The organism is Desertivirga arenae (genome assembly GCF_017355785.1).
Classification (GTDB): Bacteria; Bacteroidota; Bacteroidia; order Sphingobacteriales; family Sphingobacteriaceae; genus Desertivirga; species Desertivirga arenae.
On sequence record NZ_JAFEWE010000022.1, the window covers coordinates 31809 to 54246 of the forward strand.

General features: G+C 37.6%; 19 protein-coding genes and 2 pseudogenes. 14 read left to right on the forward strand and 7 right to left on the reverse strand.

The window, feature by feature from the left end:
* The first annotated feature begins 137 nt into the window (after positions 1–137).
* The gene (locus J4N24_RS24675; protein ID WP_207536410.1) at positions 138–1712 is read left to right on the forward strand and encodes an NHL repeat-containing protein; all 1575 of its coding nucleotides are present in this window, start codon (positions 138–140) and stop codon (positions 1710–1712) included.
* Between the two features lie 221 nt (positions 1713–1933).
* Here the strand turns inward: J4N24_RS24675 and gmd are convergent, their stop codons facing one another.
* Both gmd and rfbA read right to left on the reverse strand, forming a co-directional pair.
* Positions 1934–3070, reverse strand: a complete 1137-nt coding sequence (gene gmd, locus J4N24_RS24680) for a GDP-mannose 4,6-dehydratase (RefSeq protein WP_207536411.1) — start codon at positions 3068–3070, stop codon at positions 1934–1936.
* A 187-nt stretch (positions 3071–3257) separates the two neighbouring features.
* Positions 3258–4130, reverse strand: coding sequence for a glucose-1-phosphate thymidylyltransferase RfbA (gene rfbA / locus J4N24_RS24685; protein WP_207536412.1), 873 nt, complete (start codon positions 4128–4130; stop codon positions 3258–3260).
* 1028 nt (positions 4131–5158) lie between these two features.
* Here rfbA and J4N24_RS24690 point away from each other — a divergent pair.
* The 10 genes from J4N24_RS24690 (at position 5159) to J4N24_RS24740 (ending at position 15469) form a co-directional block, all read left to right on the forward strand.
* Positions 5159–6517 carry a lipopolysaccharide biosynthesis protein gene (locus J4N24_RS24690; RefSeq protein WP_207536413.1) on the forward strand — a complete coding sequence of 453 codons (1359 nt, stop codon included), beginning with the start codon at positions 5159–5161 and terminating at the stop codon, positions 6515–6517.
* 29 nt (positions 6518–6546) lie between these two features.
* Positions 6547–7152: an acyltransferase gene (locus J4N24_RS24695; RefSeq protein ID WP_207536414.1), complete on the forward strand. Its 606-nt coding sequence runs from the start codon at positions 6547–6549 to the stop codon at positions 7150–7152.
* Between the two features lie 38 nt (positions 7153–7190).
* Entirely contained in the window at positions 7191–8033 is an 843-nt protein-coding gene (locus tag J4N24_RS24700) for an alpha-1,2-fucosyltransferase (protein WP_207536415.1), read from the forward strand.
* Positions 8034–8080: 47 nt separating this feature from the next.
* Positions 8081–9331, forward strand: a complete 1251-nt coding sequence (locus J4N24_RS24705; protein ID WP_207536416.1) for a hypothetical protein — start codon at positions 8081–8083, stop codon at positions 9329–9331.
* A 124-nt stretch (positions 9332–9455) separates the two neighbouring features.
* On the forward strand, positions 9456–10226 hold the full coding sequence (locus J4N24_RS24710) for a hypothetical protein (RefSeq protein WP_207536417.1): 771 nt from the start codon (positions 9456–9458) through the stop codon (positions 10224–10226).
* A gap of 18 nt (positions 10227–10244) precedes the next feature.
* A complete protein-coding gene (locus J4N24_RS25960; RefSeq protein ID WP_207536418.1) occupies positions 10245–10994 on the forward strand; it encodes an EpsG family protein in 750 nt (249 codons plus the stop codon).
* A 411-nt stretch (positions 10995–11405) separates the two neighbouring features.
* The gene (locus tag J4N24_RS24725; protein ID WP_207536420.1) at positions 11406–12506 is read left to right on the forward strand and encodes a hypothetical protein; all 1101 of its coding nucleotides are present in this window, start codon (positions 11406–11408) and stop codon (positions 12504–12506) included.
* A gap of 52 nt (positions 12507–12558) precedes the next feature.
* Complete coding sequence (locus J4N24_RS24730; protein WP_207536421.1) at positions 12559–13419, forward strand: glycosyltransferase; 861 nt, start codon at positions 12559–12561, stop codon at positions 13417–13419.
* A 4-nt stretch (positions 13420–13423) separates the two neighbouring features.
* Entirely contained in the window at positions 13424–14572 is a 1149-nt protein-coding gene (locus J4N24_RS24735; protein ID WP_207536422.1) for a glycosyltransferase family 4 protein, read from the forward strand.
* A gap of 3 nt (positions 14573–14575) precedes the next feature.
* Positions 14576–15469: an NAD-dependent epimerase/dehydratase family protein gene (locus tag J4N24_RS24740; protein WP_207536423.1), complete on the forward strand. Its 894-nt coding sequence runs from the start codon at positions 14576–14578 to the stop codon at positions 15467–15469.
* A 107-nt stretch (positions 15470–15576) separates the two neighbouring features.
* On the opposite strand, the pseudogene J4N24_RS24745 reads toward J4N24_RS24740, so the two are convergent.
* Positions 15577–15783 (reverse strand): annotated as a pseudogene (locus J4N24_RS24745) (IS66 family transposase); the annotation flags it as partial.
* A gap of 159 nt (positions 15784–15942) precedes the next feature.
* On the opposite strand from J4N24_RS24745, the gene J4N24_RS24750 reads away from it, so the two are divergent.
* Genes J4N24_RS24750 through J4N24_RS24760 form a run of 3 tightly spaced genes read left to right on the forward strand, consistent with a single transcriptional unit; the run spans position 15943 to position 19068 of the window.
* On the forward strand, positions 15943–17202 hold the full coding sequence (locus tag J4N24_RS24750) for a tyrosine-type recombinase/integrase (protein WP_207536424.1): 1260 nt from the start codon (positions 15943–15945) through the stop codon (positions 17200–17202).
* A gap of 20 nt (positions 17203–17222) precedes the next feature.
* On the forward strand, positions 17223–18071 hold the full coding sequence (locus J4N24_RS24755; RefSeq protein ID WP_207536425.1) for a tyrosine-type recombinase/integrase: 849 nt from the start codon (positions 17223–17225) through the stop codon (positions 18069–18071).
* Positions 18058–19068 carry a site-specific integrase gene (locus tag J4N24_RS24760; RefSeq protein WP_207536426.1) on the forward strand — a complete coding sequence of 337 codons (1011 nt, stop codon included), beginning with the start codon at positions 18058–18060 and terminating at the stop codon, positions 19066–19068. The genes J4N24_RS24755 and J4N24_RS24760 overlap by 14 nt, the downstream gene beginning before the upstream one ends.
* Before the next feature lie 87 nt (positions 19069–19155).
* Here J4N24_RS24760 and tnpC read toward each other — a convergent pair whose 3' ends face one another.
* The 4 genes and pseudogenes from tnpC to rfbD form a co-directional block, all read right to left on the reverse strand.
* Positions 19156–20469, reverse strand: a complete 1314-nt coding sequence (gene tnpC, locus J4N24_RS24765; protein ID WP_207536427.1) for an IS66 family transposase — start codon at positions 20467–20469, stop codon at positions 19156–19158.
* Positions 20470–20518: 49 nt separating this feature from the next.
* Positions 20519–20846 (reverse strand): annotated as a pseudogene (gene tnpB / locus J4N24_RS24770) (IS66 family insertion sequence element accessory protein TnpB).
* 104 nt (positions 20847–20950) lie between these two features.
* Positions 20951–21118, reverse strand: coding sequence for an IS66 family insertion sequence element accessory protein TnpA (gene tnpA / locus J4N24_RS24775; protein ID WP_207536429.1), 168 nt, complete (start codon positions 21116–21118; stop codon positions 20951–20953).
* A gap of 91 nt (positions 21119–21209) precedes the next feature.
* Complete coding sequence (gene rfbD, locus J4N24_RS24780) at positions 21210–22076, reverse strand: dTDP-4-dehydrorhamnose reductase (RefSeq protein ID WP_207536430.1); 867 nt, start codon at positions 22074–22076, stop codon at positions 21210–21212.
* Positions 22077–22438: the final 362 nt, after the last annotated feature.

A 22438-nucleotide genomic window follows, 5' to 3' on the forward strand; every position in this document is an offset into this window, starting at 1 on the left:
ACAGAAAATATCTTCTGTATTAGGGATCTATGTTATATTCAAATAACACCATTGTCCAAGACTAATAGAATTTTTTAAGTTAAGCTAGCAATACCAATTACGAAAAATTTACATTTGCCCAGAATCTAATAATACTTATGTCACAAAATCGGAAAAACCTTATCTTATTTCTAGCCATGATTATTATGGCTTCCATGACAGCTTGCGAAAAAAATGATGAGCTAAAGAGGCAAATCTCTGAATTAGAAACAAGGGTAAGTGGTATCGAGAGTCAAATCAGCGAAATTAATAAGAATCTTATTACTCTGTACCAACAGGATAAGCTCACAGGAGAAGAGGTTGCCGCATTGAAAGCCCTAACTGGAGCGCTATCCACAATCACCACTGAGATAAAAAGTCAAGTTTCGCTCAATGCAGCAGAAATTGAGAAATTAAAAGCGGCAATTGCTAATGCAGCTACTTTAGTTCAATATGAGCAATTAAAGGCTACTCTCAATCAACTAGAAGTGCTTATTAATAATAATCACATTGAGCAGTTAGCGACTGATGAGGCAACAAAGAAACTAAACTCAATTGTTATTCAACTATCTGCGGATGTGGAACACCTAAAATCTGTTGAACAAGTTATTAGACTTGATAGGCCAATCAACGTAACAGCTACAAAAGGATCTTACGGAAATAGGATAATAATCAGCTGGACGCCAATGCCTCTTGCTAAAAATTACCAGCTATTTAAATTTAACAGTCTTAAAGAGCAATACGAGATGATCAGTGAAGGTTCAGATACTACATTTACTGATGTGAGCTCATTTAATGCATATGAGAAGGTATTTTACAAGGTTCGGGTTGTGAACAGTTCTACCGCCTATAGTGAGTTCAGCGATGTGAATTTCGGGTATACCTCAGGCCTCAAGTACAGTCTATACTTATATTTTGGATATGAGGGAAGCGCTCCAGGCTTATTTTCTTTTGCCATGCATGTCGCAACGGACGCTTCTGATAATATTTTTATCAGTGATGAAGGGAATAACAGAGTTCAAAAGTTTGATCGCTCGGGTAACTTTATGGAAGTCTTTTACAATGGCAGTGGTGCCAGAGCAGTTGCATTCCTCAAAAATGGTAATACTATTGTAACAAGAACCCAGAGTAGCTCTTATATACAAATTCTTAGCCCTCAAAAGGCCGTGGTCAGTGAGTGGGGTACTTATGGCACAGGAAACAGTCAATTTGAAAACATAGAAGAGATAACTTTGGATGATGAAGAAAACCTATATGTTGTAGATGGTACTAACAACTACGTGAAGAAGTTTGACAGCAATGGAAATTTTCTGCTGAAATTTCAAGGGGCAACCAGAGTTGCAAATCAATCAGATACAGGTTATCCTTTTGGTATTTGTTTTTTGAATAACAAACTTTTTGTAACTTCCTCAAGGAATTCTTTAGTTAGAGTGTTTGATAAAGAAGGAAATCTAATTAAGACCTGGGATGCTGGGAGTATTGGTTATGCGATAAAAGCTCATAAGGGACGGTTATACATAGCTTGTAGCGGTTATATTCTCAAAACAGATGAAAACGGAGAGGTAAAGGAGAAGATTGGTGAAGGGCTTCTTGGTAATTATGGTATTATAACAGGTTTGGCTGTCAATAGCAGGGATGAAGTTATTGTAAGTAACGTCTACGCCAGATCGATAAGGGTTTTTAAGGCTCTATAATCTATTTGCTGCTATCTCATAATACTCGTACTGGTCTTATAGTAAATTTTGACCGGTACGAGTAATTATCATTTCTAAGCTCCCAAAAAACATCTTATAAGTATTGTTTTAAGCTGCTTCACAAAGAAATAGGTGATTCATTTAGATCAACGGGAGCACACAAAAAAACCGCCTCAAGTTCCCTGAGACGGCCTATTCCTTCACAAATAAGAGAAAACCTTTTATTCGAAATAATTCAAAATGTTATATCCACCTTGTTTCAGATACTCATCTTTCTTAACCAAGTTTAAGTCAGACTGCATCATGTCTTTACATAGTGCTTGCAGGTCATATTTAGGCTGCCATCCAAGCTTAGTTTTAGCTTTAGTTGGATCACCTAATAATAGATCTACTTCAGTTGGACGGTAGTAACGAGGGTCTACTTTCACTACAGTCTGACCGATTTTTAAAGCGTCAAGGTTTAATCCAAGATCTAATGCTTTAACCTGATCGACGTCAATGATCACACCTTTTTCGTTTTCTTCCTGACCGCTGAATTCGATTTCGATTCCAAGTTCAGCAAAGCTCATTCTTACGAAGTCACGAACAGTTGTAGTAACACCAGTTGCGATTACATAATCTTCAGCAACATCTTGTTGAAGGATCAACCACATAGCTTCTACATAGTCTTTCGCATGTCCCCAGTCGCGTTGAGCAGAAAGGTTACCAAGGTGTAAGCAGTTTTGCAGACCTAAAGCAATTTTAGAAGCTGCACGAGTGATCTTACGTGTTACGAAAGTTTCCCCTCTGATCGGACTCTCGTGGTTGAATAAGATACCGTTACAAGAGTACATGCCATATGCTTCACGATAGTTCACTGTGATCCAGTAGCCGTACATTTTAGCTACAGCGTATGGAGAACGTGGGTAAAAAGGAGTGGTTTCGCTTTGTGGAACTGCCTGTACTAATCCGTAAAGTTCAGATGTTGAGGCCTGGTAGATACGGGTTTTCTGAGTCAATCCTAATAAACGAACGGCTTCAAGGATCCGTAATGTTCCGATTCCATCAGCGTTAGCTGTATATTCTGGAGTATCGAAACTCACTTTTACGTGACTCATTGCAGCAAGATTGTAAATCTCATCTGGCTGAATTTCCTGGATAATACGGATTAAGTTGGTTGAATCAGTTAAATCTCCGTAATGTAACTGAAGTTTAATGTTCGTGTCGTGTGGATCCTGGTAAAGGTGGTCTATACGATCAGTATTAAACAAAGAAGCACGTCTTTTCAGACCGTGTACCTGATATCCTTTTTTTAGTAGGAACTCCGCCAGGTACGCACCGTCCTGACCAGTAATTCCAGTGATTAAAGCTACTTTCATTAATCCTTTTTTATTGATTGAATAATTGTTGAATTGTTCTTTAGTAAATGTCCTGTGAAAATAGAAAAATTATTTCGTTTATGAAGTATAATTGAAAAAATCCTATTTTGTTTGCGCTCTCTTTGTATTTTTCATAAAAATATTGCAGATTCTCTCTCTACCAGAACAAATCGGCCTATAGAGGGTATTACAAGATATCGTGCTGCAGGATTCTCAGAAGATACTGACCATAGCCACTCTTCACCAAAGGAGCTGCCACTTCTTTCAATTCTTCAGCAGTAATAAAGCCCATACGATAAGCAATCTCCTCAATACATCCGATTTTCAAGCCTTGACGTTCTTCAATCACCTGTACAAACTGACCTGCTTGCATTAGTGAATTGAAGGTTCCCGTATCCAACCATGCAGTACCGCGACTCAATACACCAACTTTCAGCTTTTCTCTGCGTAGGTATTCTTTATTTACATCAGTGATTTCATACTCTCCCCTAGGTGAGGGCTCTATGTTCTTTGCGATCTCAATAACTGAGTTATCGTAAAAATACAATCCAGGAACAGCATAATTTGATTTTGGTTTTTCTGGCTTCTCTTCAATAGAGATAACCTGATTATTTGCATCAAATTCAACTACACCATAGCGCTCAGGATCAGCTACCGGATAAGCAAAAACTACACCTCCTTCTGGTTCTTTTAGCTCCTGTAATAAAACAGATAGACCATCCCCATAGAAAATATTATCCCCTAAAATTAATGCAACGCTGTCGTCTCCAACAAATTCTTCGCCTATTACAAATGCCTGAGCCAGACCGTTTGGCTGTTCCTGCACAGCGTAAGTGAATTTGCAACCAATGCGACTTCCATCTCCTAAAAGCTTCTCAAAGTTTGGCAAGTCATGAGGGGTGCTGATGATAAGGACTTCCTTTATTCCCGCCAACATCAAAATAGACAGCGGATAATAGATCATCGGCTTATCATAAACCGGCATCATTTGTTTACTTGTGGCAAGGGTTAGGGGATGTAGTCTTGTACCTGATCCTCCTGCTAGTATAATTCCTTTCATTATTAACTGAATTAATATTTAATCAAAAATGATTTTTGAAGAGCACATCTTGTTAGCTATAAATAGGCCACGACTGTTACGTCAATAGGTGTCATAAATGATTTCTATTAAAATGTGAATCCCGCGTTAAGTAAACTTGGTTCTCAACTATTTTCTAAATACTCGAATTAAAGATTTACAAGAATGTCCATCACCATGTCTAATGTTTCGTCTTACACTCGAAAACAGATTCTTTAAACTGTTTTGTTCGAAGGACATTAAAGCAAAACATGCCCTCCTTGATACCGTATAATCCGAATGTTTTACTCATAAATGAAAAAGTTGATAAATAAGGGGTAAAAGTAGTTTTTTTTTCCAACTCTTATTTACAATTTGTTCATTTCTGGCTGCTTAGCAAGCTTTTTAAAGTCCTAAGGATCCGACGCTCAAACATTTCTATGCACCATTGCCCATGCGTATAAAACTTTGAAAACGTACTGTCAAAAAAGTTCTAAAGGCCGCACAAAGCATTGAAAATGAACACAATTGTGGGGTGGTCAGGGGTGCGGCTCGTGGTGTATTGATATCAAATCGCCTTTTTAATAGTTTCGAGAACTCGTAAACAAAGCAGTCTGAATCGGGGAGGCTACACTTCCTGGTACAAATGCCGTCTCCGACGTGGTTAAATCTGGTGAAGTAATGTAATGGGCATTAATGGTTAGGTGTAATGGGATATTTCCAAATTTAGCTGCTCGGATTATTCATTTAATTTAAATTAAAAAATTACCTGATTTTTTCCTAGTTTTGCATCTTTTAAATTACTTAGTCATCTGTTGTAGATTTACATGGCTGGAGTTCAAAATATACGATAGGTTATTCAAAAAGAATAACAAATAATATGGATGTTTAAGAAAAGAAAAACTTTAACAGATCGGGTAAGGCGTATTAGGTTAGTTCAGTTTGCGATGCAACAGTAGTTGATAGTCAATGACCATCTTTGATTTATATAAAAACCTCTATCATATAAAATTCAATTTCATAACAGTAAGATGATCAATTCTTTGACCATGTCTATAAAAAAATTCTTCAAAGGACATGAGAGAACATTAAGTGCAAAAAGAAACATATTAGTCTCGTTGCTATGTAAAGGTGCCTCCATGGCTGCTACTTTCTTTTTAATACCAATGACTATTAATTACATACAACCTCGTCAATATGGAATTTGGTTAACTTTAAGTTCGATTATAAGTTGGTTTAATTTTTTTGATGTTGGGTTAGGACATGGATTAAAAAATCGACTGGCTGAAAGTAATGCTTTGAACCAAGATCAGGATTCGAAAGCGTATATAAGCTCTACATATGCAATGATTGGTGCAATCTCATTAATCGTTTTTATATGTTTTGCAGTTATTAATCCTTTTTTAAGTTGGAATAGCATACTTAATGTCGATGATTTAAGCAATAGTTATATAGCTACCCTTTCTTTAATTGTGATGGGTGGCTTTTGTATCCAACTAGTCACGCAGCTAATATTCAGTGTACTTACTGCATTTCAATTGGTTTCAACTGTATCTGTTGTTAATGGGCTAGGACAAATACTTTCTTTATTGGGTGTTTTTTTGCTTATTAGATTCACCACGCCGACTTTACTCTACTTAGTATTGCTTCTCGTAAGTATTCCAATCTTTTGTCAACTCGTTACTTCATTTGTAGTATACCTAACACGCTTTAAAAAATTTTCACCGCAGATATCGCACATAAAAAGAAACTATGCTAAGGGTTTGTTGAATATAGGAGGAAAATTTTTTTTTATCCAAATAGGCGCTCTTATTCTTTTTCAAACAGATAACATTATTCTAACACAGGTTCTTGGGCCAAAAGAAGTAGCTATATTTAATGTTACCTATCGCTTGTTTTACTTGATAGTGGCATTCTTTACGATTTTTATGGATCCGTTTTGGGTTGCATTCGCTGATGCTTATATAAAGAATGACTTAAGCTGGATCAAAAATGCATTTAGCAAGATATATAAAGTTTGGCTAGCATCAATTGTACTGGCAGTTATTATGCTATTGTTATCTCCTTATATTTATAGGGTATGGGTAGGTGAAAGCATTAAAATTGACTTTCTAACATCTGCAAGCATGGCTATTTATGCAGTAGCCATATGCTGGATGACCGTACATAACTATTTCATAAATGGTGTCGGTAAAATTAGATTGCAATTGATATTATATGGAATAAGTGCTTTAATTAATATACCGATAGGAGTATTGTTTGCCCGGTGGTGGGGCATAAGCGGTTTAGTTTTTTCGAATATTCTTATTGTTCTAGTGATGGGGATGACATTTTATTTTCAGTGCCGTAGAATTTTGAATGGTACGGCTAAAGGTATATGGAATAAGTAATATAAAATAAATTATTGGTCATTTCGAGAATGTCTCTGTTTAGATTCCTTAAAAAAAAGCATTTTGAATGGTATGTGAAGTATACCCATTTTATTACAAAGATACTGTTTCGCTTAAACAAGGTTGAGTTTAGGCGCTTCACGGCAGTGGGAGTGCCGATACTTGATATAGATAAAAATGGTAGGTTAAAACTCGGAGATGACGTCGGTTTAGTTAGTGAAGCTAAATATGCAACACTTGGCAGAAGTAACCGTTGCAAATTTGTTGTTTGGTCAGGAGCGAATCTTATAATAGGAAATAAGGTTGGAATGAGTAATGCAACTATCGTAGCTACATCATCGGTAAGTTTAGGAGATAATATTTTAATTGGAGGAGGTGTAACAATTGTAGATAGTGATTTTCATTCTCTCAATTATAATCACTGGCACACAGATTTAGATTATGAGTATATGAGAAAATTTCCAGTTGTGATAAAAGATAACGTTTTTATTGGTATGAATTCGATTATTTTAAAAGGAGTAACAATTGGTGCCAACGTAATTATTGCTGCTGGGTCGGTCGTATTTAAAGACATTCCTGACAATGAAATATGGGGAGGTAACCCTGCTAAGTTTATTAAAAGAAGGGACTTATAGTGGATATTGTAGTTGTTTTTAATGGTTTAGGAAACCAAATGTCGCAATATGCATTTTATCTTAATAAAAAGCGTATTAATAGGTCAACCTATATAATTAATTTTTGTAGTAATGAAAGTCATAATGGCTTTGAGTTAGATAAAGTATTCAACATACGGTTAAAGAAGACTCCTTTAGAATTCGTGTTGTTAATAGTTTTCAAGTTTCTATTGCTGAATAAGTATATTACGAGACCGATCAGAGCTTTTCTAAAATTGTTGGGATGCAACATTATTTTCGAAAATTTCGACTATACGTTCAACTCCGAGTATTTATCTCCTTCCAACAAAATAACCTTCTATTACGGAGGCTGGCATTTAGAGAAATATTTTAGTTTTTCGGAGCGGTTAATAAGAGAAACATTTAAGTTCCGGGAACTTAGAGCGAATGATCTTATTAATATAGGGCATGTTAATGAAATCCGAGGTTCTAATAGCGTTTCGATTCATGTAAGAAGAGGTGATTATTTGAATAATGAAAATGCGTCATTATTTGGTGGAGTTTGCACCTTGGAGTATTTTATGAGGGCTATACAACTAATCAAAAGTGAGATAGATAGACCTCACTTTTTTGTCTTCTCGAATGACATGAAATGGGTAAAAGAGAATCTTCTCCTCGACAAAGTGACCTATGTAACTAATAATAAGGATGATAACTCTTGGAAAGATATGTATCTAATGTCAATTTGTAAACATAATATTATTTCAAATAGCACATTTAGCTGGTGGGCAGCATGGTTGAATAATTATGATGCTAAGATTGTGATAAGTCCTTCAAAATTTTTAGCTACTGATACCTCAACTGATTTTTATCCTGAATCCTGGACAAGGATAGATATTTAACAATAACAATTAAACTTATATTTAAGCTGTATTTTTACTCCGGAAGTATGAAAAATGTTATTTTCACTATTTGCGCAAAGAACTACCTATCACAAGCTCTTGTACTTAAACAATCTTTAAAAACTACTAATCCTGACATAGATTTTGTGATTTTTATTGCAGATACTCCATCTGGTATAGAGGATGAAGATGTTGTCTTCCCTAACGAATCATGGATTCCAGAATGGAAGAATATGGCTTTCAAGTATAATGTAATTGAATATGCTACATCAATTAAACCATTTTGTATTAACCTGCTCCTGGAAAAGTACGATAATCTTGTATTTGTAGATCCAGATACTTACGCTACCCATAGTTTTGATTATATTTTTGATTGCCTGAAAACTTCTGATGTAATGATTACTCCCCACTATAACAATATTCAGGAAGTTTTTACAGGTGCTGTTCCCGAAGAAGAGATATTATTTGTAGGTATTTATAACCTGGGATTTTTAGCATTAAAAAGATCAGAAACAACAAATAAGCTAATCAAATGGTGGATGAACAGGTTGCGTGAAAAATGTTATGCTGATAAGTTTGACGCTCTCCATGTTGATCAGAAATGGTTTGATTTTATTCCAGCCTTTTTTCCTGACCAGGTAAAAATATCTCATCATTGCGGAATCAATACGGCAATCTGGAACTTGCACGAAAGGACGCTTGTTAATAAGGACGGTAGGTACTTTGTTCGGAATATTGAGACTGAGGAGGAATTTCCACTATTGTTCTTTCATTTTTCTGGATTCAATCCTAAAAACCCTTCGTTGATTAACAGAAGACATCCTAAATATAACACAGAAGCCTTTCCTGAATACAAGCCGTTATTTGAAGAATACACAAATTTATTGTTCGATCTTGGGTACGAACGATTTATGCAGCTTTCTTACGGTTTTAACGTTTTTAGTAATAATGAAAAAATAATTCCCCTCCACAGGAGACTTTACAGAGAGATTGAGAAGAGCATAAATTGCAAAGACCCATTTAATGTAGATGAAAATTTGTATAAGATCTTCAAAGAAAGTAAGTTGTTAACAGGTGAAAAGGTGTTAGATGCAAACTATTCAAATCCAAACTTGATTACCAATAGAGATAGCCAAATAAGAAAAGTATTTGTAGTGCTTAAAATTTTTAAAAAAATTATCGGGGTGAAGTATTATTCATTCTTTTTAAATTTTTTCTCAGTACACTACAGGTTCGAAAAGAATACATTTTTACTTAATCAAGATAGCGTTAATTACTATTCAAAAAAAGATGCCTAAAAGTTCTTTAGATTACTCTGTTGTAATATGTGCTCTCGCTAGAGATTGCGAAGATCAACTGCGACAGAATATTCCACGTATAGAAGAATTACGACGGTATTTTCGGTCTTCACATGTTGTGGTTGTGGAAAACGATAGTAAGGATTTGACTAAGCAAGTGTTATGGGAATGGGAGTCATCTAGTGAAGGGGTTAAGATAATATCAAAGGATTACAAGTTACCTACGATTCCGGCGCCAACATCAAAAAACGTTATACCATCTACAAGTTATTACAGAATTGAGAAGATGGCAACTTATAGAAACCTTTATTTGGAGTATATAAGTACATTGTCCGAAATCGATCTGGTAATTGTTATAGATATTGATATTCTTGATTTTGAACCCGGTGCTATAGTTAGTACGCTTTCAAAGGCCCCAAAAGATTGGGGGGGACTTTTCTCTTTTGGGTACACCAATTTAAAAATTTTCAACATTAAATTTGAAAATTTATATCATGATCTTTTTGCATTAAAAATTGAAGAACCGAGAGATAATACATATTTAACTTTTCAGGAGATGTTTGGAAATAGTAAACTAATTAGCAAGCGATTAAAGCGAAGTAGTTATGTTCCGGTTATCTCTTCGTTTGGTGGGATAGGACTATACAAATACGAGGCAATTAAAGGGCTGAGATATTCCAGTCTGTTGAATGATGATGAATTAATGGAGGGTGTTTGCGAACATATTCCTTTCAATTATCAAATTTTTAAAAATGGGTATAAAAATTATATTTCTCGGGCCCTATTAGTATATTACGGCGAAAGTAACAAATTAATGGTATTGAGAAACTTACTTCCATTAAAGGTTTTCAAGCTATTAGCATTTCTGTTTACATTTAAAAGGCTTAGAGCATAACATTTAAAGGAAATAGAATTGATCTATATAGCCATATTTACGCTTCTGGCCCCTTTAGCAGTTTTAGACCTGGTCAAAGTTCACATTGTATTCCGGCGACTTTTATTATTCCTTATATTTTTGGTTTTAGTATTTGTGTCCGGGATCCGGTGGGAAACAGGGCCGGATTGGGACTCATATTATAATTTTTTTAACGACTACTACAGGTATGCAAGCGGTTTATATATTAACCAATTTGAGCCAGGCTATTCTGCCTTAAACGGGTTAATTAAGTCTATTTGGGATAATTATACTTTTTTTAGCTTTGTAATTGCTTTCTTAACGATAGGAATTAAGCTATCTTATATTAATAAGCATTCTGGTGCAGTACTAATAATAACATTTCTTTATTATTGCTACTATCTGGCAGACATTGCATCGATAAGACAATTTTCTGCAATTGCCTTAACCTTATATTCAACAAACTTTATTATAAGTAAGCGTCCTTTGCTTTTTGTAATTTTCGTAGGTCTTGCCTGTACTATACATATTTCTTGTATCGCATTTTTTGTAGCTTATTTGATATACCATAGGCGATTTTCAAATAGAAGTTTAGTGGTTATATTGATAATTGCTTTTATTTCAGGATTTCTGAATGTTTCTGGGCTTATTTTATCAAAGATAATCGGTCTCTTTGGAGCAGGTTCTATATATGCAGAGAAACTATTACATTATAATGAGGTAGGACTGGACGGGGGGGGGGGAACCCATACGTTAGTTTTTTTTTAGGGGCTATAAAAAGGGCTGTAATTATTCCACTGTTGTTTTATTTCAAAGATAGAGTAGAGGATAAGAAAAGGGAAGTATATCGCGGTTATCTTAATTTGTTAATTGCAGGAAACGTCATATACTTTTTATTTATACTTAGCTTTCCTGATGTTACTCGCCTTTCGTTAGCTTACCTTTATTATGAGATATTCTTGATTGGGTTAATGATAAGTTCAATTCATCGGTTACAATTTAAAGTGTTAGCATTCTCGCTATTGTTAGTGTTTGGCGGATTTCGCTTATATAGCTTTATGGCTCCTTATCTAGATTACTATTTACCGTTTAAGACTTTTCTTAACTGATATGATTTATTGCTGCGAGATAAATAAGACTGACAACGAACATGTTATAATTAATAATTGTTTAATCAATTTGTTAATTGACACTTTCGAAAATGAGTCCATTCATTTCTGGATAGACAGAAAGCATTTTTCGAAGTTTCCAGATAAACCTAAGCAAGTTTCAATAGTTGATGTTGATGTCATTAATACTGAAATTGCAAATAAATGGAAGTGGTTTTTGAAATTAATTAGTGAATTATGGTATATAATAAAAATTTTCTTCTTCGCTTCTAAAGGAAATGTTAGACTTATTTATTTCTGTTCCCTTTCTCCTTTAGGAACATATGCAGTTACACTATTTAGTTATATTCTTTTTAAAAGAATTAGAGTGATTATAACCTTGCACAGTGAACTAGGACTATTAAAAGAGGAGAATAAAAAGAAAATTGTAGAAAGGGTCTACGCGAAGCTTCTATTGGCAGCCTTTAGAAAACAAGTAAGAAATTTAAAGTTTTTAATTCTTAATGAAGAGGTTGCTAATAGTGTAACAAATGAAAAATTCTTAAATGAACGTCAAATTATTAGCATTGATCATCCTTATATATTTGAAGTAATTCCTGAAAAGAGTCCTATAGATGGTGGTCCAATAGTTTTTGGGCATTTAGGTGTTGCTAAATTATCCAAACGTTCTCATCTATTTTTCAAGCTTGCAGAGAGTATGAAAGAAGAAATTGAGTTAGGAATAGTTAAATTTATAGTGGTTGGAAGAGTTCTTGCAGAAATGATGCCCTTCCTAAATAATTATGTCGAATATTCAACTAGTAATAAATTATTGGATAGAGACGAGTATATTAAACAGGCCAGAGACATAGATTATTCGGTATTTTTATACGACGATAAGTCTTATGGCTTCACTAGTAGCGGGGCAATAATGGACGCTCTAGCTTTTGAAAAACCAATACTATCAATACAGTTAGGTATTTTCAATACCATATTTGGGAAAGATTGCCCGCCAGGTTATGTCTATAATAATTTTGAAGAAATGAATATATCGATTCGAAGTGTTATTGACATGCATAAGGCCAATTATACAACTTTTAGAAGCTGTATGACTACAACTAAGGAAAGGTTAACCGTTAGTGCTCAACTGCCTTCTTTTAAAAAGCAATTAAGAGCGTTCTTGTCTTTGTAAGTCATCTATTTCATTGAATTAAATTACATCTTAGATTAATATAAAAAACCTCATGTCGTGTTTGGTTACTGTAGGTATAGCATTTTTTAATGCCGAAAAATATTTAGATTACGCAATTTTATCTGTTATTAATCAATCAGTAGATAATTGGAAGCTGATTTTAATGAATGATGGGTCCACGGATAGGTCTTTGGAGATTGCTAAACAGTATACCTCTTGTTCAAATGTCATTTTAATAGATGATTCGAAGCAAAAAGGTTTATCAATAAGGTTGAATCAGATTGCCGATCTTGCAGATACCCCTTATCTAGCAAGAATGGATGCAGACGATATTATGCACCCTAAACGCCTTGAGAAGCAACTGATATTCCTGCATGAGAATCCCGAGATTGATCTGGTTGGCACAAAAATTATATCTATTGATAATCAAAATATTCCCTATGGTATTAGGGGAAGTCTTGAGATTCCAAAAAGCCGTAAAGAAGCTCTGAAACGTTCTGTTTTTAACCACCCCACAGTTCTTGGAAAAACTAGATGGTTCTTGGAAAATAGATATAGGGATGATTATTGGAGGCTTGAAGATTACGATTTGTGGTATCGAACAGTTGAGAGCTCTAATTTTGCAGTTTTGGATGAATCTTTATTGTATTATAGGGAAGTTAACATACCTTATTTAAGAAAGTATCTACAAAGTAGCCGTTCGATGCGTAGGTTTTTTAGAGAGAAGCGTGAAGCCATAGGAAGTAAGTTAATGATACGTATGATTTTCGTAAGCTTAATTAAAGACACTATATACCTTTTATTTAATATTTTCGGCAGGGAACAGTACTTGGTAAAAAGACGATCTGAATGTTTACCTGCATCAGAGATAGAGGAGCATCTTTCTATAATTAATTCAGTAGTTAAGCGATAAGTTGATGGGTCAAGAAAAAAAAATCTTACATGTTGTCAATATCTCTTTTGTACTTCCCTACTTTATTGGCGATCAGTTTGATTATTTTAAAGAAAGAGGGTATGAGATGCACGTAGCATGCTCCCCTTCCCAACATTTAAATGAATTTGCGTCCTATAAAGGTCTTAGGTTGCTAGAAATAAATGTTTTACGTGAGATTGATGTTGTTGAGGATATTAAAGCGTTAATTTTACTAATTAAATACATCAAACGACACCGCATCAATATTGTTATTGGCCACACACCTAAGGGAGGTTTACTTGCAATGCTCGCCGCTTGGATTTGTAATATTGAAAGGCGAACATATTTTAGACATGGTTTATTGTTTGAAACGGCTGTAGGATTCAAAAGATCTATTTTATTAACTATTGAGCGTATTACAGGGCATTTAGCCAATAAGGTTGTTTGTGTTAGTCCCTCCGTTTTAGAGATATCTGTTCAGAGTAATCTTAGTAGAAAAAGTAGTAACTTATTATTGCACAAGGGAAGCTGTAACGGTGTAGATGCAGCTAAGAAATTTAATCCGAATTTGGTTGACTTATTAGAGCTTCGAGCGCTTAAACTTAAGTACGGAATTCGTGATGGAGATTTTGTCGTTGGATACATAGGAAGGCTTGTGAATGATAAAGGTATTCCTGAGCTTATTGAAGCTTGGAGAATGGTTAATAAAAAAATAACATCGTCTAAATTAATGTTAGTTGGTCCCTTTGAGGAAAGAGATAAAATTAAAGAGGAATATAAAAGGTTAATTGATAAGGACCCTTCCATCATTCATATTGATCTAGTTAAAAATACTGCACCTTATTACGCATTAATGGATGTCTTTATATTGCCCTCCTACCGAGAAGGATTGGGAACTGTTAATCTGGAAGCTTCAGCGATGGAGGTGCCTGTTATAACTACAAGAAGTACAGGTTGTATAAATTCAATAGAGCCAGGAATAACCGGCATTTATGTAGATATTACCCCATTATCAATTAAAGAAGGAATTGAATACTATTTCAGTAACATTGAAATTAGACGAATTCATGGTAAACAAGGGAGACAATTTATTCTTGAGAATTTTCAACAGGAGCGAATTTGGGAGGAAGTAAGGAAAAAAGTAATTGAGTAACAAATGGTTTTAATTACCGGAACAACAGGTTTTGTAGGGAAAAATCTTGTTAATTTTATACATAATAGCTATCAATTAAAGCTATTAGGTCGTACTGATTTGAACGATATTGGAAAGTTATCGTTCAAAGATGCGGAAGTTGTTATCCACCTCGCTGGAAAAGCCCACGATTTAAAAAAAGTTACAGATCCGCAGGAATATTATAAGATCAATTATGAGTTGACAAAGGACCTTTATACGGTTTTTTTAAAGTCTGAGGCTAAGAAATTTGTCTTCGTAAGTTCTGTAAAAGCGTCGGCTGATAGTGTTTTGGATTCTCTTTCTGAAAGCAATATTCCTAATCCGCAAACTCATTATGGGAAATCAAAGCTGATGGCTGAGCAGTTTATTCAAAATGAGCCATTACCTGCAGGGAAATCATATTACATCTTGCGACCATGTATGATTCATGGGCCGGGGAATAAAGGAAATTTGAATTTGTTATATCAGCTTGTAAAAAGGAACATTCCATATCCGTTAGCAGCTTTTGAAAACAAGCGCTCCTTCTTGAGCATTGAAAATTTATGCTTTGTGATAAAAGAGCTTATTGAAAGAGACGATATTGCTTCTGGGACTTATCAAATCTCCGATGACGAGCCTCTGTCAACAAATGAAGTTGTAAGGATTCTTTCGGCTTCAATAAATAAGGATGCAAAATTGTGGCGAATATCGCCTGAATTAATTCGATTAGTTGCAAAGTTAGGCGATAAATTACATCTACCGTTAACAACAGAGCGTTTGAATAAACTCACGGAGAATTATGTAATCTGTAATAAAAAAATAAAGAATGCAATAGGTAAGGACTTACCATTGAATTCGAGGAAAGGACTCGAGATAACTGCCAGTTCATTTAAGTAGATGAACGAATATAATACTCCAGTCTAAATAAAAAATGTACCTACCTAATCGCCTGTCTCTTTTCTACGGGCGAAAGGTAGATGTATCCGCCCGACCAACCGCGTCTTTTAAAGCTCCACTAATTTCTTAAAGTTCTGCGGGTAGAGATCTCTAATATTCTTATGGTTGATCGTCATGATGTTTTCCATTGCGTACTTTAACCACTGGTAAGGATTTACGTCATGTTTCTTGCAGATGGCAAAAAAGGAATAGAGCATTCCTGCACGGGTAGCAGCATCGTGACTTCCTGCAAAAAGATAGTTCTTGCGGCCTAAATTATGTAAAACTATGCATAATTTAGGTTATGACAAGCTAACGGTTATGCAAAGTAACCTTTCAAAAGGCCGTTATGAGCTTTGTAATGGCAAAAGCACTTTACATAATCATGGGTTGTTTCAATGGCCACAATACCGTGGCTGTTAAAACAACTAGTCATGAGAAACCTGAGTAGGATAAGCCACTCTTTCAATCAACTGATCTTCGATGCCGGCGAAGTCCTGAAAAACAAATTGCTGAGGGCAGACGGTACCGTTAAGTGGTATCGGTACCACTGGCGGCGAATGCACCTGTGTTTATCAAGCAAGGGTATCACCGAGTTTAACTCAAACATCGGCAGGCAATACCTGCTAGATCTGTTTGGCGAATTTGACTATGCTGCCCTTCCCAAGTGTGACAAAGATGTAGTGAAGATCATCAACGTGCTTTGCGAGTTTTACGATACCGGTACGCTGGTCAGTTACAAAGAGCGTATCGTGCTCGATGGCACCATTGGCAAACAGATGAAGCAATTCATCAGGCAACAGGAATCCTTGAGACTAAAGCCGTCGACCACCAAAGAACGTGAGCACTACCTGAGCAGGTTTTTGTTATACCTGAAAGACCGAAACATAAACGCAATGAGCGAGGTCAAAAAGGTCATTATTCTGGATTATCTCAAGACCCTGGACAGGCTTAAACCAAGTGTGACACACATGACATTACGCGCGATCCGCTGCTTTTTGAAGTATCTATTTGACCAAGGACTACTAAAGGTCGATTCGTCGACGTTCGTTCCCCGACACAAATACGTGAAGCAAGCACGTCTTCCATCGGTCTATAAAGTGGATGAAGTACAGCGAATGATCTCTGCGATCGATCGTTCAAGGCCACGGGGTAAACGTGACTATGCGATGGTCTTAATTGCTTCCAGGCTAGGTATGCGGGCATCTGATATCGCCGGGCTAAAGTTCGAAAACCTGTTATGGGAACAAAGCCTAATCTCGTATAATCAGTACAAAACAGGTCGGTTGCTTCAGTTGCGACTCCTTTCCGATGTTGGTGAGGCGATCATTGACTACCTGAAATATGCCAGGCCAGTTTCCAAAGAACCCTTTGTATTTTTGACAGGCCGATCTCCGGTTGCACGAGTTTACAGCGGTTCGGTCACTCATGCTGTTCAGGAAGCGTTTAAGGCTTCCAGAAGTTCTTGGCCATGGAGATTCACGGTCAACGCGATATTATTTGCGTATAGACCTGACTTCCATGAAACAGTGCATGTTAGATGCGCCACCTGTACCCGCTGCCTTTTACGAACAGAAAGGAGGCCACTTTTATGCGTAAGCAATTCGCGGGTATCTACGCGCCATATCTGGAGCGATACCTGGCCGACAAACGGCAACTTGGCTTTAAACAAGAAACGGAAGAGGCCATTCTAGGCATTTTCGACCGCTTCACGATGGATCGCGGCGAAATGCATGTGGGCATAACTGCCGACCTTTCACAAGCCTGGTTAAAAGCAAGCGCCGACTTATCCGGTTCCTACCATTACCACCGGGCAGTACTGATCAACCAGCTGGCGGCATTCTTAAATGAACAAGGTATCCCTTCTTACATCGCACGACTGCCGGTATGCAAAGATGACTTTGCGCCGCATATTTACACGCAGGCCGAATTAAAGAAGCTCTTTGATGCTGCCGACAGTTATCGAATCGATAAAGGTACCCGACAATGCATGTTCGCAATGCCGGCCCTATTGCGGTTGATGTATGCAACCGGCTTAAGAGGAGGCGAAGCATTAGCTTTAACTGTAAAGGATGTTAACCTGGAAGACCAGTATCTCATTGTACGTGACAGCAAGAATGGTCAGGAACGGGCGGTCCCCTTTTCAGATTCAATGGCGGTGGTGCTAAAGCAATATGCTTTTTACAGAGACAAGTTACCAGCCAGCCTCATCAAGGACGACCGCTTTTTCCTAGCTCCTGATGGACGAAAGATCAGACGAGCAATGATCAGCAAATGGTTTGGCCGGTTATTATCTGTTGCAGGGATCAGCGCAGGCCGAGGTGTTACGCCGCATGCGCTACGACATAGCTTTAGTGTTCACTCATTGGCGATGATGGCCGAAAGAGGAACAGATATCTATTGTTCCCTGCCTATCCTGGCTACCTATCTTGGGCATAAAGCAATTGAGTCTACCAATCATTACGTCAGGCTCGTATCATCCATGTACCCCGACTTGCTAAAGGACGTCGACAAGATCTGTATCAATGTTTTCCCTAATTCCACTGGCTATGAAACCCACTGACTTTTCGAAATACCTGTCAGGGTTTCTGACCGGGTACCTGGCTCACGAGCGTGGCGCCAGCAAGAACACGATCTGCGCTTACCGGGATACTTTCGTGCTATTCATCGGCTACATGACAACACAAGGGACACCGGTAAACCGGCTTACCCTGGAAGCCATCAGCCAAAGTGCTGTAATAGGTTTCCTTGACTGGTTACAAGCAGAACGCAACAATGGCAATGCGACCAGGAATGCCAGGTTAGCTGCAATACATGCTTTTTTTAGTTATATCCAGTATCAGCAACCTGAGCATTTGTATGAATGCCAAAAGATATTGTCTATACCGATGAAGCGTAAAGCAACTGTTCCGATGAATTACCTAACAATCGAAGGGATAAGGGCACTGCTAAAGCAACATGATATACGCACCGTTAAAGGCAGACGGGACCTGGCTTTGCTGTCTCTAATGTACGATACCGGGGCACGGGTGCAAGAGATCATTGATCTTAAACCAGCCAGTTTGAGGCTCGATGTATTGAACACGATCCGGATCGCGGGGAAAGGCAATAAGACACGCATTGTCCCCATGCTGGAAGACCAAGTCAAATTACTAAAGCCTTACATCGCCGAACACGGGCTTGACCAAGGTGCTAATAATGAACATCCTTTGTTCTTCAACAGCCGTGGAGAGAAACTCACCCGAGCTGGCGTGAATCATATCCTGCTTAAATATGCAGATATGGCCAGGAGCGCAAGGGAGGCTAATTTGCCTGATAAGATCAGTTGCCATGTGCTGAGGCATTCCAAAGCTATGCACTTGTTACAGGCCGGTGTGAATCTAGTATATATCCGTGATATACTCGGGCATGTATCTGTTCAAACCACAGAGGTTTACGCACGGGCAGATTCCCGAGCTAAGCGCGAAGCGATAGAGAAAGCCTACACGTCGGTGGCCCCACATAAAGAACCCGTTTGGCTGTCAAATGATAACCTGTTGGATTGGCTTAAACACTTTTGATATGATGATTATAAATAAAACACCACCAGTTATTATGCAAAGTAGACCACCATGAAAAGGTTGACTGCAGTAAATGCGCGCGAAATATCACGCTGCACTTTGCATAATCATTAGCTTGTCATAACCTAAAGCAATGGGACGGATAGCATTCTCAATGGCATTGTTATCGATATGAAGACTACCATCCTGCAGATACACGCTTAACTTATCCCAGCGTTCCATCGCATACCGCATTGCCTTTCCGATCTGGCTTTTAGGTAAGGTATTTTTAACCTCAGCAAAGATCCATTTACCCAGTTCATTCAGTACCGGAAGGGAGTCGTCCAGGCGCAGGTGTTTGGTTTGCTCTGCATCAAGTTGTTCTTCTTTTGCTTTACGTTCTACTACATAAAGCTGTTGAATAAGCGACAAGGCTTTAGTAGCTCTAATCTTATCATTATCCAAAGCTCGTTCAAACTCTCTTCGGGCATGTGCCCAACAGGCTACTGGCGTTACTTCTGTACGCTGACCTATCTTTTCGTACACGCCATAGCCATCACTTTGCAAGTAGCCTCTAAAATGAGCCAGCATATCTTTGGTAGCCAGAGCACCACGAGTGGGTGGATAGTCCATCAATACCATTCCGTTTAAAGGAGAATGATACACCCAGTACCAGCCCATATGGGCAGCACCTTTCTTATCACTTTCCAGCACCTTAATGCTGGTCTCATCTACCTGTAAATAACCCTTGGCTTTGATATCAAACCTGAGCTGCTGGTAAAGAGGATCGAGTCTTTCCAGAGCTTGTTTTACCCATCCTTCGATCGTAGAAGAGGCAATGGGAATATTCTCCCTTGCAAACCGTTGTTTCTGCCGGTACAATGGGAGGTGATTCATATATTTATCGGTCAGGATCATCGAGAGTAAACCTGCTCCCGGTATACCTTTGTCAATCACTCGTTCGGGAAGCTCTCCAGTCTTAACACCTTCGCCATTTTTACCTGCATACTTATAGCGGATATAACGACGGATAAAGAAACGTGCAGGCTCACACTCCAGTTCTTCAGTTACTTCTTTGCCGATACATACCATTTCTGTTAGGTCTCCCTCTGGGTAGATCTCAACTTCTTCAACTGGAAGATGCGCAGGTAAAGCTGCACGACCTTTATGAGCGGATTGCTTTTTACGGGTATAGCTGATCTGTTCTTTTATTTCCTCCTGCTGCTGTACTTCTTCCTCGGCTGGAGTTTCAAATGGTAAAACACCTTGAGCCGGATCGCCTTCAAAGCGTTCGCGCTTTTGGCCGAATTGAAGGCGTTTAAGAAGATCAACCTGATGTTTTAAGTGAGCGTTTTCTTCCTCACGAGCATGGATAATAGCAATTAATTGCTCTTTTGAGAGATTTTCCAGTGCCGTATCCATGGCATGAAATTACTCAAAAAACCGCTTTTAAACAAGAAAAAAGGCACTTTTATATCTGATAACGGCGCAATTGTCTGCTCTTTTGCACCTGTATCCCTTCAATCATCAGCACCAGGTCTGCCCAGCTTAACTCCTGTCTTTTAGGTAATGGAAAGCTGCCTTGTTCCAGGCGTTTGTAGTATAATACAAAGCCTCCGTGTTCCCAATGCAGTAGCTTGATATGTACGCTGACGATTTAAAAAAACGAATACATCTCCGCTGGTAGCATTTCTGTTCAGTTCAGAAATCACCAAACCGCATAAACCGTCGAACGATTTCCGCATATCGCAGTAACCCTGGTATAGGAAATAACGATGAGTGGAGTTAAGACTGAACATTAACCAAGGCTGATCAGCTGTGAGATTGTTTTTAAATCAGTTGAGGATACTTTTATCCGAACGCCATTGGGGTAAATTAGTTCAATAGAAGAAGATACACTGGCCTAGGGCTTTATTGGAACAAAACCTTTCTGACTGCTTTGGTTAATACGAGTAATCCAGTAACTAAAAGTACTTTCTGTTATTCCCTGTTGCTGGCAATAGTCCTTTTTCTTCAACCCGCTTTCTCGCCACCTTCTTACTTCAGCCTCCATTTCTTCTCTTGATTTCATTGCTTTCTATTTTTTTAGCAAAAGAAATCATCGAGATCAGTTCAAGCAATATGGGTTGGTCAGGTGCTTACGGTAGATATTGCTTCTTTTCTTATCCTCTTTCTGCCTCTAATCTCTCAATACATATTCTCAAACTATCTCTCCAGTATGGAATTTCAATTCCAAAGGCATTCTTGATCTTCGACTTATCCATCACCGAGAAAGCCGGGCGAACAGCTTTAGTAGGATATTCGGAAGTTTTTAAAGGGAGTGCCTTTACTTCAACTTCACCTAGATCAAATATGGCTTTTGCAAAATCAAACCAGGACGTCACTCCTTCATTGCTGTAATGATAGGTACCAAACTGCTGATTATCATTAGCGATGATATGTAAAATAACGGTAGCCAGATCAATGGCATAAGTAGGCGTTCCGATCTGGTCTACGATAATTCCTAACTGATCTCTTTCTTTGCCTAAACGGAGCATCGTTTTTACAAAGTTATTGCCGAATTCAGAATATAACCAACTGGTACGTAGGATGTAGTGTTTTTTAGTGTGCTCTGGAATTACCAGCTCTCCTTCAAGTTTAGTTACACCGTAAACGTTGATAGGCTCTGCTTTATCTTCTTCAGTTAAAAGAGCAGGAACATTTCCACCAAAAACGAAATCGGTAGATACATGGATCAAAGTGGTATGATAATCAGCACAAAGTTTTGCCAGATTCGCAGCTCCGTCTTTGTTCACTTTACGGGCAATTTCTACTTCATCTTCCGCCTTGTCTACCGCAGTATAAGCCGCGCAATTGATGCAGTACGCAGGTTTATGAGTGTCGAATGTTTTTTGAAGGACTTCAGGGTTTAAAATATCAGCGTCTTCTTCCGAAAGGAAAACGATGTCTGTAAATCCTTTTTCTTTTGCAACTAGCTGAAGGCATGAACCTAATTGTCCTGTACCTCCAAATACAATAGTTTTACTCATTAATGGATAAGATGATCAGTAATTAAAGTGTAAAAATAGCTTTTTTTATTGAATGCTGGTCCTTGGGTTATTGTATAGCTTATTTAGAAGTAGCAAATCTGACACTTTCTACCCCCTTTCTTCAGTTCTCGCTCATACCTTGTTTACCCTTTCTTCAGCTAAACAGGCCGGAAACGGGGTATGACCTGAACAAGAACTGAAGAAGTACTGAACAAGAGCTGAACAAATGGTTCGCTGTCTAGTCCTAGTATAGCTTTACACTCGTCCTGGATTAATTTGACATCGTCCTGAATAGGACTTAACATATCCTGATTAAGGATTACATTTTATTTAGCTCGAATATAGCAATTGTTCTTGCTGAA